The sequence below is a fragment of the Coprobacter fastidiosus genome (assembly GCF_982245605.1).
Map to the genome: position 1 here is coordinate 104832 of NZ_CEVCIF010000004.1, position 16228 is coordinate 121059.

A 16228-nucleotide genomic window follows, 5' to 3' on the forward strand; every position below is an offset into this window, starting at 1 on the left:
TTCTATTGTGCCTCAAATTTACTTTTAATCAGATTCAAGAATGTTAGATTCCTTGCATCTGCATCATTAACAACTGCATCGAGATCCAGAATATAACGTACCGCCGGAATCTTTATACCCGACACCCAATCTACAGTAATATCATTCGTATTTACAAAAACATTCCCCTTAGAATATAGAGGATGGTATCCTGCTGATGATAAATGTGATTTGTAATCATTGTCAAGTTCAACTACTCCGTATAGCCACAATGATTGCACTTTACCGGGGTACAATCCATATAATCCTCTCGCTCTTTTCTCGAGTTGAACTTCTACCCGAATATTGTCCTCAGGCTTTAATCCTTTGCGCTTTAATTCAACAATTACGACATCAAACTTTTCCGTGGTTTTTGGATCGTCTGAAAAGATAATTGCAATATCCGGTCTATCATCATCTTTTATAACCTCGCCTTTTGTTAATTCTCGAAGCAAGTCTGTCATTTCCATATCACTTAAGACTGTGGAATACGTCATGAACTTGTCATCTAATATCCATGTATTGTTTATGTAAATATCTTGGCTGAAATCTCCAGAACGAAGAATCCTTTTCATCGGAACCAATATGTTGTGAATTTCAGACTCTCGATCCTTTTTATCAATCTTTTTTAATCGGTCAATCGTTTTTTGGCGGAATAGCACATATTCTGTTAATGCCCTACCAGCCAAATTCATGGACTTTTCGAATTCCGTATCTGTTAAATCGGTCGACTTACAAAGAATATCTCGCTGATCTTTGATAAAACGAGTCTGCGCTTCTTTGATAACTTCGGTTTTTGAGCTTATTCCAATCGTGTCTTCTTCGAAATAACCTCTCAAATGGGGAAATTGATTATTTAATTGTTCGGATGTACGCTGCGTCTGTTCTATTATTTGGGGTGCCAAATCAGAAAGTATGGTTATTATTTCGTCTCTAAATATTTTTTGGAGCATTCTCATGTCAGACGGTTTAATCGTTATGACCTGCCGAGTGGCATCCGTTTGCCCTTGAAAAGAATCTGAGTATAAAATAAATACCATATCATATCCTTTGGGGATACTCTCATCAGCAAAGACATCTATTGATTCATTTCGATTATCAATAGAGATAGCAGTAATTACCGATGAATCTTTTATCTCGCACTCTTTAACAGAGTAATACAATGTCATTTCTCCGTCAAGGGAATATTTAGACACAATTGTTTTCTCATTCAACTCAGGAATTGAAGCTGCATTAATTGTGCGTACTACGTTTGTTTTACCTATGGTAGATTGGATAGTGATATTTATATCATTACCATTCTTTTTTGCTTTGTATAGTAGAGAATAAAATTTCTTTAAAATTCGTCTTCTTATCCATTCGGCATCAGCAAAATTTTTCTCTTTTAATTTAGATAAGTTATATCCTGTCATTTCCAGAGTACTTCCGCTCTCGTGCTCACTATCTAAAGTAGAACTATTGTTCGGAGCATCAGTACCAAACTCTTTATCAAAATTAAACTCACGATATTGATTCCCATTATAGTAGCTGATTACTTTTACATTATTAAAGTAGAACAGGTAAACCAATCGCCCAAGGCCACGATGTGTTTTGTCGTCTTTGTCAACTTCCAAAAGGCGACAAAATTTTGTATATCGCTCATCAGTAAAACCAATACCATTATCGGAAATTGTCAAACGGAAAGACTTTATGTTCGAAAGCGTAGATACAGAAAAATGAATATGTATTTTTGAGGCTCCTGCGTCCAATGCATTAGCGACAGCCTCCAGATAAACCATATCAAATGAAGACTGTGAAAAGAACATTGAAATAGCTTGTTTTAGATTGATCTCCATAATTAATTTAATATTTGGTTCAACAATCCTTTTGTCGATTCCTCTATGGCCCGAATGTCGGCCCGAATCTCATCGAGCGTTCGCAACCGCTTGGGCTTATAGAAATATTTGGTGAAACTCAATTCATAACCAATTACATAATCGTCCGTATTGACAATGGCATCGGGCGTATATGGAAGAATCTCGTTCCGAACAAAAGCTTCGATACCTCCTTCATAGGTCAGTGGAACTTGTTCCTTATCACGCAGCGTCTTGTCGATTTCGATTTTACCCCGTTTGTTCTTGATGATAATGCCTTGCTCGTCGCGTTTAGGTCGGTCAACCGTGATTTCCCAGTACCCGAATTCGGAATTATCGAAAATCTTGCTGATAGGCGTCTCCTCAAAATCCATATAAGCACGAAGTATCTGTTCATTGATTTCCGGCGTAAATTCACAATTTTTCTCACCGAGGTTCTTACGGAGAGGTGATTTCAGACCGGTAGCATCAATCAATTGAATTTTCCCTTTCCTTCGGGATTCCTTACGGTTCGTGACAATCCAAATGAAAGTTCCAATGCCTGTATTGTAGAACATCTTCTCGGGAACAGCAATAATAGCCTCCAAAAGGTCATTTTCGATAATATATCTCCGTAAGTTACTCTCACCACCTCCTGCATTACCGGTAAAAAGCGACGAACCATTATGGACTTCAACAATACGAGTTCCCAGCTCGGTGGTATCCTTCATTCGACTAATATTGTTCGCCAAAAATAACATTTGGGGGTCACCAATATTAGGAACCAATGAATAGGCCGGATTTCCATCGTATGCTATCAGGAATCTGCCATCGGTAATATCCTTTTTATCTTTCAATCCCCAATTCTCCAAATCTCGTTTCCAAGGAGTCCCGAATGGTGGATTGGAAATGCAGAAATCGAACTTCATACCCGCTTTACCGTCTTCGGAAATGGTCGATCCAAATGAGATATTATTTGCTTCTTCTCCGTCTCCTTTGATAAGAAGGTCCGATTTGCATGTCGCATAGGTCTCCGGCTGTAATTCCTGACCAAAAATATGCGTATTGATGCGTTTGCCGCGAGCTTCGGCAAGTTGCTGAAGGCGCTCTTCGCTTACGGATAAAATACCTCCGGTACCACAAGCCCCGTCATAAATCAAATAAGAGCTGTCGGTAATTTTATCCATGATGGGAACAAATGCAATTTCGGCCATCAATGTGACAATATCACGAGGCGTAAAGTGCTCTCCAGCTTCGGTTACATTGTTTTCTTCGTTGAATCGTCGTAACAACTCCTCAAAGATGGTACCGATAGAATGATTGTCAAGAGCCGGCAGACGCACAGAGCCATCATCAAATAAGACAGGGCGATTACTTAAATTGATTCTATTGTCGACAAATTTTTCGATGAGCAACCCCAGTACGCCGCCTTCGACTAGTGTATCTATCTCATTGCGAAATTTGAATTTTGTAATAATGTCCTGAACATTGGCACTAAAGCCATCCAAATAAGCAATGAAATCCAATTTTAATTGTTGGGAATTGGTCCTTGATTTCAAATCTTTGAGCGTAAATGGAGAACTGTTGCAGAATGCTTGTCCAGCAACAGCACACAATGCTTCGTCTTGTTGAATGATATTGGCTGCGGTTAAGCGTTCTTTCATCGCTAAAACCTCTTTTTTCGTATCCTCTAAAACGGCATCGAAGCGTCTCAATACAATCATCGGGAGAATCACTTTACGGTAATCCCCCTTGTTATATACGTTTACAAGAACATCGTTAGCAATATTCCATATAAATGAGACCAGTTGGTTATGTTGTATCTGTGTCATATCGTTTATTAGTCTTTTAAGCATCCAATAGGAACCACATAAACTCCGTCTGCACGTCGATAGGCAAATTTTCCTGTAGCCGTCAACACCATTAAGAAAGACGGGGCTTTCATTTTATCCGTATCTATCTTTGCAGCCAATGTTTTTAAGGTAGTTGCGCCTTGCTCTATAAGTTGGTCTCCGCCAAGTTTTATTTCGATAAGGCCAAATTTACCATTGCGCAGATGAACAACTGCGTCACATTCGAGGCCGTACTTGTCTCGAAAATGATAAACTTGTCCATCTAAAGCGCTCGCAAATACGCGTAAATCCCGGACACAAAGTGTCTCAAATAACAACCCCATTGTATTCAGATCATTAATCAGGTCCTTTGGGCCAAGACCCAAAGCAGCAACAGCAATTGACGGATCAACAAAGTACCTGGTATCAGATGTCCGAATAGCTGTCTTTGAGCGCAGATTAGGATTCCATGCAACAGAATCTTCTATGACAAAAATTTTTTTCAGAGCGTCAATATAAGAAGTAACTGTTTTTACATCCGTTGATTCTTCATCATTCACTCGCATATCTTCTACAATAGTACTAATGGGAGCCTGAGAACCTTGATGTCGAGCATATGAACGCATCAATCGTTTTGCCCGTTCTTGATTGCGTCGAACGCCATCTACTCGAGAAATGTCCGAACGCGTCACAGCGTCATAATAGTATTTCACTTGATCCAGCGCAATATCTCCTGTTTGCAATGATGCACGAGGCCACCCACCTCGACAAATTAAAAAAGCAATATCATCAAGCGACAATTTGTTGATTCCCATTATATTATCTGGAGTTTCAAACATCCCCTCCAAACTCACTTCTCCAGAAGATTCCCCCGACTCGTATAAACTCATGGGACGCATAGTTAGCCATGCAAATCTACCTGCTCCTGAATGATGAATTTCTTCTGTTTTTGCAGGAACAGCCGAACCAGTTAAAATAAAAAGACCTTCGCCTTCTCTGTGATCGACTTCAAAGCGGATTGTATCCCATAATTTGGGAGCAAGTTGCCATTCATCTACCAATATGGGACATTCTCCGACCAACAACGCTTTAGGATTTATATCAGCCATACGGAGATTCTGTTCTTTGTACAAAGGATCGTCCATGTAGATGATTGTGGACGCCTGTTGCTCCGCAGTTGTAGTTTTACCGCACCATTTAGGTCCTTCAATCAAAACGGCACCGATACCTGCCAGCTTTCGTTGTAACTCCTTATCCGCAATTCTCGGTTTATATGTCTTCATATCTATATACTGATTATAAGGCAAAGATAATACTATATTTTAGAATTTCCATATGTGGCTAAATTAAATTACCTTTTTTGGCTAAAAAACATAGCGCCATTCGGCTGCATTTTTTTGTGTTTTTTGGATAAAGCGTAGTTGAAATCCTGAATAATCAAGTGGAAGTTTAGCGATAATTCGCTTCAATAATTGTGTTATGTTCTTGCCACAACCATTCTCCAACGGGCTTGCCCGTCTGCCACGAAATTTCTTTCGGGGGAGCCTAATACCCCTTCCACCGTTCGACGGCGGGAGGGCTGCCACACAATCTACAAGCAGGGGCAGTCTCGTTGTCCAATATTGGCCTGATTATAAAATGGTAAACAGGTTTACAGCCCGATGCTGGATTGCCATCGGAGTTTCTCCGGCAACACGCACATCTGTCAAGCAATATAAGGGGAAAAGAAAGAAGAAACGGTACCCGTTATCCGGCTCGGGCAACATATTCCCGCAGCCTATTCAGAGATATTTTTCATTGGAAGGAGGTCAACAAATGTCGGACGACTTATCCCTTTATACAGGGCGGCAAAGCCCGTATTTGATTCAAACTTTCACCGCCGGTTTTCTTCAAATTGGTTACTTGAAAACGGTTTAGTTTAGTTTTTCTCCCTTATATATAGATACTAAAGTAAACTAAAATATATATGGCCGCTCCGGTACAAAGGACTATTCCTGTTTCAGTCGAATAATCCGTTTACCAGATTGACAGCATCATCCTTTTTCTGATTGACGATTTTGGCATATACCTGTGTCATCTTCACGTCGGCATGACCGAGCAGTTTCGAGGTCGTGTAGAGGTCTGCACCAAGCGTTAGCATCATCGTTGCGAACGTGTGGCGGGCGAGGTGAAATGAAAACCGCTTATCTATTCCAGCCGCTTTCGCCCAAGGTTTGAGAAGCATGTTTATCATCGTTGGGCTCGGCAAATCGAATACATGGTCTTCCGATGTCTTCTCTCCACGTTCCGGCATCCACTTCAAGGCTTCAGGGGAAAGTGGCAGATAAATCGACTCTTTGGTCTTTTGCATGGATACAGCCAAACGGTATTGTCCTCTATCCACAAAAATATCTTTCCATCTCAAACCGATAATGTCGCTTATCCGTAGTCCGCAGAAGCAGGAGAACAAATAGGCCTGTTTTACGGCCTCGTTTTTCATCGGAGTAGCAATCAGTGCCCGAACCTCTTCAATGGTCATATACGAGCGTTTGCTCTCCGGCAAGCGTATCTTATCCGAGTTGTTAATCTTCATAAATGGGTTGGACTTGATAATATCCGCACGAACGGCGGCATTCAAAGCTCCGTTCAGAATACGGTAATAAGTGTGAAGCGTAAAGTTAGATACCCGTTTCCCTTTGGGGCGATACTCCGTCAGCAGATAGTCGATATACTCTTGGCAAAATGCCTTGTCGATCTGATCCATTGTCATACGTTCACCCGCAAAATCTTTCAGTATGCGGATAGTTACCATGATTTGGTTCCCGTCCTTTTTACCACGCTTCGCCTGATTCTCTTTGTAGGTTTCCATCCAGTCCAGAAGAAAAACCTTTTCACGGGTTTCGATACCCGCTTCACCATTGGTAAGTTGGATTATGCGCTTCGATTTGATGGCATTGGCAGCTGCCATTGTCGCTTGATTCTGTCTACGAGCATTATGATCTGTTTCGGGAATAAGGTACAGCTTCAGATACTCGTATGTCCGTTTGCCATTCCGGTATATATCCAGATACAAGCTCTTGTTTCCATTGGCCAGTTCTTTCATCCGCAAGCGGATAGGTTCTTTGACTTTTGCAGGCTTTTTTACTCGTGGCATATTCCCTCCTCTTTTGCTCGTTATATCTGCTGCAAAACTACAAATAAAAGTCGATACTGAGGAACAAATAAGAAACAAAAATGTACCGAAAAAGAACCAACCAACTAAAAAGAATGAGAACAACAGAAAATATCAAATGTTATATAATACACTGTAAATTAGTAAATTTATTTGCACTAATTTAGTTCTTGTTTTCATTTAACACCCATACTTTGGAAATCTGTCTAATTTTTACACAGATTTTTTGAGAACTCTCTTTAAGGGAGTTTTCAATTCCGATAAAGAGCATGGCGACTTACGTGACGTAAAGGAACAAGAAAATAAGCCGTAAAGAGATTCATAAAATCCGGATATATGTTCTTTTAAAATCAATTCTGTTTATAATCGTACACATCGACAATCTTTCCATTCGATAACCGGATATAAGAAGAAAACCCCCGCACACCTTCCCGAATCTCAATAACTCTTGCACCATTAGAAGTTTTCGTATAAGTCGTCTTTCCACCGGAAAAACGTCCATAAGCCAAAGCTATACCGTTATATAATGCTATATAATCATTTCCATGATCATGTCCGGTAAACATCCCCATCACATCTCCATTCAACAGCATTGCCGCATACATTCCCGTATTTAGTTCTGGTGCACATTCCCTTTCTCTACGTTTTCCGGATTGCCTGTTTTCTCGAATATTATAAGCAACACGATACTCCGGAAGAGGGATATGAAAGAATGCCAATGCAGGAATAGGTTTTCCCCCATTCAGTCCGGTATAATAACGACTCCATAAATTATAACATTCTATTTGATCGGGAGTGAACCAAGCATACCCCTTTATAGCTTGGATAGAGGAATAACTATTAGAATCCAGTCCGTAAAGCAATAAAGCCGGTTTATCCGATAAATGACCCAATACGGGAAACACTCCATTCAAATATCCGGTCACGCTATCTACACGCACCGTATTCAAATTTAAAGGATATGAAGTAACCAGCTCAGCTACCTGTCTACGGGACAGATCCTGCTCATCATCATGATTTCCCAATGTCACAATAAAAGGAATATTCCGCCGTAATATCGGATCGAGCACACTGTCCCAACCTATCCGAGCAGGACGTCCAGTTACTATATCCCCGGTCAATACGACTAAATCAGGATTTTCTAAATCCAAAACCTTTTCGATCAGATGAATGGCAGCTTTCGATTTCGGATTATTCGGGACATAATGGACATCTGTAAACTGTACAATTTTAAAATGCCCTGCCGAGTCAAATTTCAAATTTTGTCCCCAAACCGGTACAATAGCACCTAACCCAATAACAACAATAAGCCATATATATCTACCCATATTTCAACAAATCATTATCTTATTTATCATCGATAAAGATAATGTTTTTCTCTGTCTAATACTTATAAGCAGCCTAAATTTTCCAATAAAAATACTATCCGGATATTTTTATGTTTTCTTCCGATCTATAGTTATCAGTGTTCCACTCCCCAGAAGAGAACAAATTATTCTTGTGGATTTTTCTAAAACTTTGCACAGATATTTTTATAAGATCTGTTCTCAAGGATGCTTCAGCTCCGATAAGAATTCTTTTTTATTTCTCAGTAACAGGAGTCTTTCGTTCGGCAATCTCCACCAAATATACTCCAATGCAAATCAAAAGCATAGCAGAAAGTTGAGTCCAACTAAACCGATCTTGCCCGATAGATAAAGAAACAATAGTCGCTACTATCAAAATTAAATAACCGTATATGGCAACAATGGTCGTATTCAGATATTTCAATCCTACCGGTATCAGCAAATAGCTGATTACCGTCGGAAAAATAAGAACAAATAATAAAACACAAAGCGGTAACCAATGTATCGGAAGCGTTAAAACCGACGCATCAAATTTTATAAAACAAGCCATGATAAGGCTTGAAAATGCAGCTCCTGTAAATACATATTTCAATAAAGTAAACATCCCTACCGATTTCAATATTCGATTACTGATGACCAGATACACGGCATACATTACAGAACTACCCAGACACAAAAGATTTCCGGTCAAAGCATCCGATGCCAAATCATCGCTCTGTTGCGTAGAGATACAAAGTAATGCACCTCCCAAACCGATAAGGATTCCCACTACTTTCATCCACGTTACTTTTTCCTGATAAAATAAAACAGCAATTAAGAATACCCATACCGGCTGCAAAGTCGAAAAAATAGAACTCGATACCGGTGTCGTCTTACTCAACCCGACCAAATACAAACACATATATCCATACACACCCAAGGCTCCCAATAAAAAAATCTGAACTTTTTGTTTTCCCGTAGAATGTTCCGACGGTACAAAAAAACTTATAATCCAGAACGCAACGGCAGCAAATACACAACGCAACGCAACACCTGTAAACGGGCTTATCCAAAAAGGGAGTAAATATTTCAACGCATTCATATTCAATCCGCTAAACCCTTTAGATATAACCATACAGATATTTGCTTCAACAATTTTATTTTTCACGACTCATTCCAAATTTATAGTGCAAATAACCGATATTCCTATTCTTCCGTATTTTCGCTAAACACAAACGAATTCCGCTTCCAATATGCCCATCCGGCAGCCAAGACAGTTACAACCAGATTAAAAATAAATGCAAATTGCTGAGTATGTACTCGAAAAATAAAACCGGCCCAATCAATAATAAAAGGACATAGCAAAATCGCCAGATAATTCATCGCCATTACAAACGCCAATGCCAAAGTCACCTTTCGAGAAGATGCGGTTCTTGTCGTCTTATCATATACAACAGGCTGTATCACTCCATAACCAAAACCGGCAAAAAGACACCCCGATCCGATCCACCATTCCGACCGGGAAAGTATAATAAGTCCCAAACCTACAGCGATACATAACAAACTATAAAATTCCGTTCTTTGCTTCCACCATCCGATAATTTGGTTCAAGAATAAACCTGGTGTCATAATTGCCAAAAAGAAAAGTGAAATCATTATGCCCGAATTACCGCTCGAAAAATGATACTCTTCCATCAAAAACGGTAAATTAAAGCTAACAATAATAACCAAATAAGTACAAAGTCCATAAAAAGCCATTAACTGTACGAGTCTTTTTCTATTTATAAAATCTCCCGTATCTGACTGTTTCCCTGCAACGATGGCAGATGTTCGATTACTTTCGGATATTTTTTTTGTCGTCCCCGAAGCTTCTCTTAAATAAGATGAGAGAAATATCGAAATAATCGGTAATAAATACACGATAAAGGGCAAATGCCAGTCAACCTCTGCCAAATAACCGGTTATAACAGTTGCGACTACTAAAGTGATATTCGTAATAGCCGAACTCAATCCGAACTGCTTTACCCGGTAAGAACCTTTAAAAAAACGAGTAATGAATCCGGTAGATAACGGCACGATCAATCCCGATCCAGCTCCCAGCAAGGCACTTACGGCAATCAGCTGCCACATTCGATCCGAAAGCAAATATAACACCCCGCTGGCTGCAAATATTCCTAATCCTATTTGCAACAGCCGTATGTTATTCACCCGTTCGGTCAATGTTCCCGAAAGAAGTATGAACGGAATTATCAATAAAGAGGGTAACGAAGTCAGCATTTGAATATCCAGCTCCGTAGCATGAGGAAAAATCTGTGACAGTTGACCCAAGATAGGAGAAACTGCCAATCCGGGTAATGCATTCAAGGCCGAAATAGACCAGATGCCGATCAGGGTAACGAGAGGTATAGTTCCCTCTCCGGTTTTTATTTCCATATTCAGTTTTTATTCAACAATAAAAAACAAACAAAAACTTCGAATGTTTAGAGAGTCTGGCTGAATTTTGCCCGGACAAAGTTTGAACCCCCCCTGCCTCTCCCGGGAGGAAACTCCAACATCGTTATGGACCGGAAGAAAACACAAAAATGGCCGGATAACATTTTCTCGTTTAAAGATTCAGAAAGGTTCTCAGAAATCTGTTTTTTAATAAACCCCAAATAGTGTAGCAATATTCAAAACCGGGAAACATTACGCAATCACAAGTGTTTTGACTATGATATGAATAAGTATCATATCGGCAATTTATGTTGAACCCTATAAAAACAATTCAATGATGAAAGATCAAAATTTCAGAAACGGAGATGCCGAAACCGCTATTTTCGGATCAAACGAGATGTTGCAACCCTCCCCTGTCGATAAAATTCCCGATGGTCCTACCACACCGCAGATCGCATACCAGATGGTAAAAGATGAAACATTTGCGCAGACGCAACCCCGGTTAAATCTGGCAACATTCGTAACGACTTACATGGATGATTATGCCACCAAATTGATGAACGAAGCTATCGACATCAATTATATCGATGAGACGGAGTATCCCCGCATAGCCGTAATGAATGCGAAATGCATCAATATTATAGCCAATTTATGGAACACTCCCGAACAGGCAAAATGGAAGAGCGGAGCTTTAGCTATCGGTTCTTCCGAAGCGTGTATGTTAGGCGGAGTGGCAGCCTGGCTACGATGGCGTAAAAAAAGGCAGGCACAAGGTAAACCGACAGACAAACCGAATTTCGTAATTTCTTCCGGATTTCAAGTCGTGTGGGAAAAATTCGCCCAATTATGGCAAATCGAGATGAGACAAGTTCCTCTGACTCTCGAAAAGACGACGTTAGACCCCGAAGCTGCACTGAAAATGTGTGACGAAAACACAATTTGCATCGTCCCTATCGAGGGGGTTACTTGGACAGGATTGAACGATGACGTCGAAGCTCTCGACAAGGCTCTCGACGCATATAATGCCAAAACAGGATTCGACATCCCTATTCATGTAGACGCAGCCAGCGGAGGTTTTATTCTACCATTCCTACAGCCTGAATTAAAATGGGATTTCCGGTTAAAATGGGTATTGTCAATCAGTACATCGGGACATAAATTCGGATTGGTATATCCGGGACTCGGCTGGGTTGTCTGGAAAGACGCCAAATATTTGCCGGAAGAAATGTCTTTCAGCGTCAACTATTTGGGAGCGAATATTACTCAAGTAGGTCTGAACTTCTCCCGTCCGGCAGCACAAATATTAGGTCAATATTATCAATTTATCCGACTCGGATTCGAAGGATATAAAGCTATTCAACAAAACGGCATGGAAATTGCCAAATACTTGCACCAGCAAATCGGACAGATGAAACCGTTTGTTAATTATAGCCCTGAAGTAGTCAATCCGCTGTTCATCTGGTACATGAAACCGGAATATGCAAAAACAGCAAAATGGACTCTCTATGATTTACAAGATAAACTGAAACAAGGCGGATGGATGGTTCCGGCATATACTCTTCCTGAAAACATTCAAAATTACATCGTAATGCGTATTGTCGTACGTCAAGGATTCAGCCGTGATATGGCAGACATGTTGCTAAATGACATTAACAATGCAATTGCCGAGCTCGAAAAACTTGAATACCCGACTCCGACCCGCATTGCGCAAGAAAAAAATATCGAGATCAAAGGCTCTGTATTCACTCATACAGGCTCAGGCCGGAAAAAGAAATAATAAATATAAGAACTCTCGGGAGCTGTTCTAAGAGCCTGCCTAAATTTTCCGGCAAAAAATATTATCGGTAAAATTTAGATAGGCTCTCAAACGGGATAATAACATTCCCGGATAAAAAAACAGCTCCCGTTTTTTTAATTACAGAAAAGGTATGCAAAAGAAAATTTCCATTTCCCAAATCAAAGATGCGGCTCAAGAGGCTTTTGATCTGTATAAAACAAATACCGACGGGAAAAACGCCGATTATATCCCTTACTTGGCCAATATAAATAAAAATCTGTTCGGGATCAGTATATGCCTGCTCAATGGACAGACCATTCAATTAGGAGACGCGGAATATAAGTTCGGAATAGAATCGGTCTCTAAAGTTCACACAGCCATTTTAGTTCTCCGGCAATACGGAGCTCAACAACTCCTCGAAAAAATCGGAGCAGACGCCACCGGATTACCATTTAATTCGATATTCGCCATTTTATTGGAAAATGATCATCCTTCCACACCTTTGGTCAACGCAGGAGCAATCGCTGCATGCAGTATGGTAAAACCGATAGCTGATCCCGAAAACAAATGGAAAGCAATCGTCGATAACATTACCGATTTATGTGGAAGTGCCCCTCAATTGATCGATGAGTTATACAAATCGGAATCGGAGACAAATTTCAACAACCGGTCTATAACATGGCTACTTAAAAATTATAACCGCATCTATGACGATCCGACGATGTCGCTCGACCTTTATACCCGGCAATGTTCATTAGGAATCACGGCAACCCAATTATCGATATGCGGGGCTACGATCGCCAATAACGGAACAAATCCGGTTACCCGGAAACAGATATTCGATACGGCACTCTCTCCCAAAATAACTTCACTTATCGCTACCGTAGGGTTCTATGAACATACAGGCGACTGGCTTTATACTTCCGGCATTCCTGCAAAAACAGGAGTCGGGGGCGGTGTAATGGGCACACTTCCCGGATTATTCGGGATTGCAGCTTTTGCACCACCCATCGACAATGCCGGAAATTCGGTAAAAGCCCAATTAGCAATTAAACATATTATGAATAAATTAGGGTTATCGGTATTCAGTGGAGACCAAGTTACAATAGTCGAATAGGCGTAAAAAACATTCCGAAACAAACCTGTAAACAGAAATTCCTGTTTACGGGTTTGTTTCTGTTTGGGTCTGAGTAGACCTTCCTGCAGATACAGAATTGTCACTTGTTTGTTGAAGATATTCTTTTTTATCCAAATTCGCCTTCTGTACCAAACTCGTTACATATACCGTAAATATAGGGAACATCATCATTCCCAACGCGGCCAACAGCACCGAAAGCACTTTTCCTGTAACCGTTACGGCATAAATATTCGAACCCACCGTCGTCACATCCATAAAAGCCCACCACAAGGCTTCACCATAATCGGGAACAAGAGGATTCACCTTATGTTCCAATACGAAAAATATAAGACTCGAAAAATATACGGTAGCCAACAACATCGTCAGATATGAAGTAAACAGGCTCGAAGCTTTATTATAGGATAACCAGCCCACGACTATCGCCAAGGCATAGCCTCCCCGTATCAAAGGTATAAAACGTAAAAAATAACGGATTTCCGGAGAAAATGCTACATGATAATAATCAAATATATTAATATACGGGATCGAAATAATCAAAAATACAAAATGAGTACGTAAATAATGAAGCTTCCGATGTGAAAGGAAAAATTCCAAGATAAAATCGAATATAAAAAAAGTACATATCCATAACTGAATTTTCAAATAACTGCCCTGTGTCAAAAAAGGCAGATTCTTGAACGTATCGATAGAGATACTTATGATCAAAAATAGAGACAGTAACAAGATAATGACATGCAAAATGCCGTATATTCCCTTCTTCTCATAAACAAAATCAGATAACGCAGACTTCATATTTATTTTTTAATATAATAATATTCAATATTGTTTTCCCTAAAAACAACCCTTCCTGCAAGTTTGTTTAACCAAAGTGGTTTTATCCGACTAGTAGCCTATCTAAATTTTACTCAGACCAAATTTGAGAGTTTCTTTCGAAGAAGTTTTGTCGTTTTTACAAGGAGGATAGCACAGGCTATCTGACAAGTGAAACACGGGAAAAAAATGCAAAAAAGAACTGATAATATTTCTTTATTGGAAATTTTAGATAGGCTCTAAACCAACAGTACAAGAATTTGTTATACCAAAAGCAGATATACAAATAATTTCTTTAATACATAAATTATGGCAAATATTGGAAAAACAGTAAAACTCGGAGTCTTCACTTTAGCGATCATGAACGTCACGGCTGTAGTATCACTACGGGGACTTCCGGCAGAAGCAGAATATGGATTAAGCTCGGCATTCTATTATCTGTTTGCAGCAATCGTATTTTTAATCCCGACGGCATTGGTCGCGGCAGAACTGGCAGCCATGTTTCAAGATAAACAAGGCGGAGTATTTCGATGGGTAGGGGAAGCGTTCGGTAAAAAATTCGGATTTCTCGCCATCTGGTTACAATGGATAGAAAGTACGATCTGGTATCCGACCGTGCTTACCTTCGGAGCTGTCTCTATTGCATTTATAGGAATGGATCACTCTCAGGACATGTTGTTGGCATCTAATAAAATTTACACGTTGGTCGTCGTACTGATCATATACTGGTTGGCTACCTTTATCTCCCTGAAAGGATTGAACTGGGTCGGTAAAGTCGCTAAAATCGGCGGTATGGTAGGGACTATTATCCCGGCAGCCTTGTTGGTTATACTTGCCATTGTCTATCTGGCAATGGGCGGACAATCCCAAATGGACTTCTCCGGAGACTTTCTTCCGGACTTTTCAAAATTCGACAATCTGGTATTAGCAGCCAGCATATTTTTGTTTTATGCCGGTATGGAAATGGGAGGGATACATGTAAAAGATATAAACAATCCTGCAAAAAATTATCCTAAAGCCGTATTTATAGGTTCAGCCATTACGGTTATCATTTTTATATTAGGAACATTTTCTCTCGGAATCATCATTCCTCAAAAAGATATCAACCTAACCCAAAGCTTACTGGAAGGATTCGACAACTATTTCAGCTTTATCCGCATGTCATGGTTATCGCCGGTCATCGCCGTAGCGCTGGCTTTCGGAGTATTAGCCGGAGTACTAACTTGGGTTGCAGGTCCGTCAAAAGGTATATTTGCCGTAGGAAAAGCCGGGTATCTGCCTCCATTCTTCCAAAAAACGAATAAAATAGGCGTGCAAAAAAACATTCTGTACATCCAAGGGCTTGCCGTCACTCTTTTAAGCTTGCTTTTTGTCGTAATGCCCTCTGTTCAAAGTTTTTACCAAATTCTCTCTCAGCTCACCGTTCTGCTCTACCTCATCATGTACTTGATGATGTTTGCTGCAGCCATCTATTTGCGGTATAACATGAAAAAAGCAGACCGGCCTTTCCGCATCGGAAGTAAAGGCAACGGATTGATCTGGTTTGTTGCCGGACTCGGATTCTGCGGATCATTACTCGCTTTTATATTAAGTTTCATCCCTCCCAGTCAAATATCGACAGGAAATAATACCGTATGGTTCTCTGTTCTTATCATAGGCTGTATCGTCGTTGTAGCAGCTCCGTTTATCATCTATGCCGCTCGTAAACCATCATGGAAAAGTGAAGACACCGAGTTCGCACCATTTCATTGGGAAGAAAATACGACAGCACCCGAAACCGGAACAACAATAGCTACACAAACAGAGCAAAAACCTGTCAACAAAAATACGACCGAATAGTATTCAATTAATTACAACAAAGGGGCTGTCCAAAAAGTCGGATAGCCCCTTTTGCTATTGTTTATTTCGGTAA

The 16228-nt window shown here is 40.2% G+C and carries 12 protein-coding genes; 4 read left to right on the plus strand and 8 right to left on the minus strand.

What is annotated here, in order from left to right:
• Positions 1–2: 2 nt before the first annotated feature.
• From AC0UMU_RS02175 to AC0UMU_RS02185, 3 genes are read right to left on the minus strand one after another with little or no spacing between them, the layout of a single operon-like run.
• Entirely contained in the window at positions 3–1853 is a 1851-nt protein-coding gene (locus AC0UMU_RS02175; RefSeq protein ID WP_278714168.1) for an ATP-binding protein, read from the minus strand.
• 2 nt (positions 1854–1855) lie between these two features.
• Positions 1856–3682: a type I restriction-modification system subunit M gene (locus AC0UMU_RS02180; RefSeq protein WP_278714166.1), complete on the minus strand. Its 1827-nt coding sequence runs from the start codon at positions 3680–3682 to the stop codon at positions 1856–1858.
• Between the two features lie 8 nt (positions 3683–3690).
• The gene (locus AC0UMU_RS02185) at positions 3691–4965 is read right to left on the minus strand and encodes an ATP-binding protein (protein WP_211035171.1); all 1275 of its coding nucleotides are present in this window, start codon (positions 4963–4965) and stop codon (positions 3691–3693) included.
• 196 nt (positions 4966–5161) lie between these two features.
• Between AC0UMU_RS02185 and AC0UMU_RS02190 the strand changes: the two genes are divergently transcribed.
• The gene (locus AC0UMU_RS02190) at positions 5162–5599 is read left to right on the plus strand and encodes a hypothetical protein (RefSeq protein WP_288640784.1); all 438 of its coding nucleotides are present in this window, start codon (positions 5162–5164) and stop codon (positions 5597–5599) included.
• Positions 5600–5681: 82 nt separating this feature from the next.
• Here AC0UMU_RS02190 and AC0UMU_RS02195 read toward each other — a convergent pair whose 3' ends face one another.
• From AC0UMU_RS02195 to AC0UMU_RS02210, 4 genes are all read right to left on the minus strand, one after another.
• Positions 5682–6815, minus strand: a complete 1134-nt coding sequence (locus tag AC0UMU_RS02195) for a site-specific integrase (RefSeq protein WP_288640783.1) — start codon at positions 6813–6815, stop codon at positions 5682–5684.
• 368 nt (positions 6816–7183) lie between these two features.
• Positions 7184–8161, minus strand: coding sequence for a metallophosphoesterase (locus AC0UMU_RS02200; RefSeq protein WP_122304680.1), 978 nt, complete (start codon positions 8159–8161; stop codon positions 7184–7186).
• Positions 8162–8414: 253 nt separating this feature from the next.
• A complete protein-coding gene (locus AC0UMU_RS02205) occupies positions 8415–9326 on the minus strand; it encodes a DMT family transporter (protein ID WP_270213820.1) in 912 nt (303 codons plus the stop codon).
• A gap of 38 nt (positions 9327–9364) precedes the next feature.
• Entirely contained in the window at positions 9365–10591 is a 1227-nt protein-coding gene (locus tag AC0UMU_RS02210; RefSeq protein ID WP_122304681.1) for an MFS transporter, read from the minus strand.
• A 337-nt stretch (positions 10592–10928) separates the two neighbouring features.
• On the opposite strand from AC0UMU_RS02210, the gene gad reads away from it, so the two are divergent.
• Positions 10929–12368: a glutamate decarboxylase gene (gad, locus tag AC0UMU_RS02215; RefSeq protein WP_473979856.1), complete on the plus strand. Its 1440-nt coding sequence runs from the start codon at positions 10929–10931 to the stop codon at positions 12366–12368.
• A 151-nt stretch (positions 12369–12519) separates the two neighbouring features.
• Positions 12520–13485: a glutaminase A gene (glsA, locus tag AC0UMU_RS02220; protein WP_288640773.1), complete on the plus strand. Its 966-nt coding sequence runs from the start codon at positions 12520–12522 to the stop codon at positions 13483–13485.
• Between the two features lie 45 nt (positions 13486–13530).
• Here glsA and AC0UMU_RS02225 read toward each other — a convergent pair whose 3' ends face one another.
• The gene (locus tag AC0UMU_RS02225) at positions 13531–14298 is read right to left on the minus strand and encodes a potassium channel family protein (RefSeq protein WP_009319111.1); all 768 of its coding nucleotides are present in this window, start codon (positions 14296–14298) and stop codon (positions 13531–13533) included.
• Between the two features lie 327 nt (positions 14299–14625).
• Between AC0UMU_RS02225 and gadC the strand changes: the two genes are divergently transcribed.
• Positions 14626–16155: a glutamine/gamma-aminobutyrate antiporter GadC gene (gene gadC, locus AC0UMU_RS02230; RefSeq protein WP_022600701.1), complete on the plus strand. Its 1530-nt coding sequence runs from the start codon at positions 14626–14628 to the stop codon at positions 16153–16155.
• Positions 16156–16228 lie beyond the last annotated feature (73 nt).

What these genes read in the sequence shown, in the direction of transcription:
- AC0UMU_RS02175 (WP_278714168.1), bottom strand. Translation starts at nt 1,853, where the DNA reads ATGGAGATCAATCTAAAACAAGCTATTTCAATGTTCTTTTCACAGTCT.
- AC0UMU_RS02180 (WP_278714166.1), bottom strand. Translation starts at nt 3,682, where the DNA reads ATGACACAGATACAACATAACCAACTGGTCTCATTTATATGGAATATT.
- AC0UMU_RS02185 (WP_211035171.1), bottom strand. Translation starts at nt 4,965, where the DNA reads ATGAAGACATATAAACCGAGAATTGCGGATAAGGAGTTACAACGAAAG.
- AC0UMU_RS02190 (WP_288640784.1), top strand. Translation starts at nt 5,162, where the DNA reads ATGTTCTTGCCACAACCATTCTCCAACGGGCTTGCCCGTCTGCCACGA.
- AC0UMU_RS02195 (WP_288640783.1), bottom strand. Translation starts at nt 6,815, where the DNA reads ATGCCACGAGTAAAAAAGCCTGCAAAAGTCAAAGAACCTATCCGCTTG.
- AC0UMU_RS02200 (WP_122304680.1), bottom strand. Translation starts at nt 8,161, where the DNA reads ATGGGTAGATATATATGGCTTATTGTTGTTATTGGGTTAGGTGCTATT.
- AC0UMU_RS02210 (WP_122304681.1), bottom strand. Translation starts at nt 10,591, where the DNA reads ATGGAAATAAAAACCGGAGAGGGAACTATACCTCTCGTTACCCTGATC.
- gad (WP_473979856.1), top strand. Translation starts at nt 10,929, where the DNA reads ATGAAAGATCAAAATTTCAGAAACGGAGATGCCGAAACCGCTATTTTC.
- glsA (WP_288640773.1), top strand. Translation starts at nt 12,520, where the DNA reads ATGCAAAAGAAAATTTCCATTTCCCAAATCAAAGATGCGGCTCAAGAG.
- AC0UMU_RS02225 (WP_009319111.1), bottom strand. Translation starts at nt 14,298, where the DNA reads ATGAAGTCTGCGTTATCTGATTTTGTTTATGAGAAGAAGGGAATATAC.
- gadC (WP_022600701.1), top strand. Translation starts at nt 14,626, where the DNA reads ATGGCAAATATTGGAAAAACAGTAAAACTCGGAGTCTTCACTTTAGCG.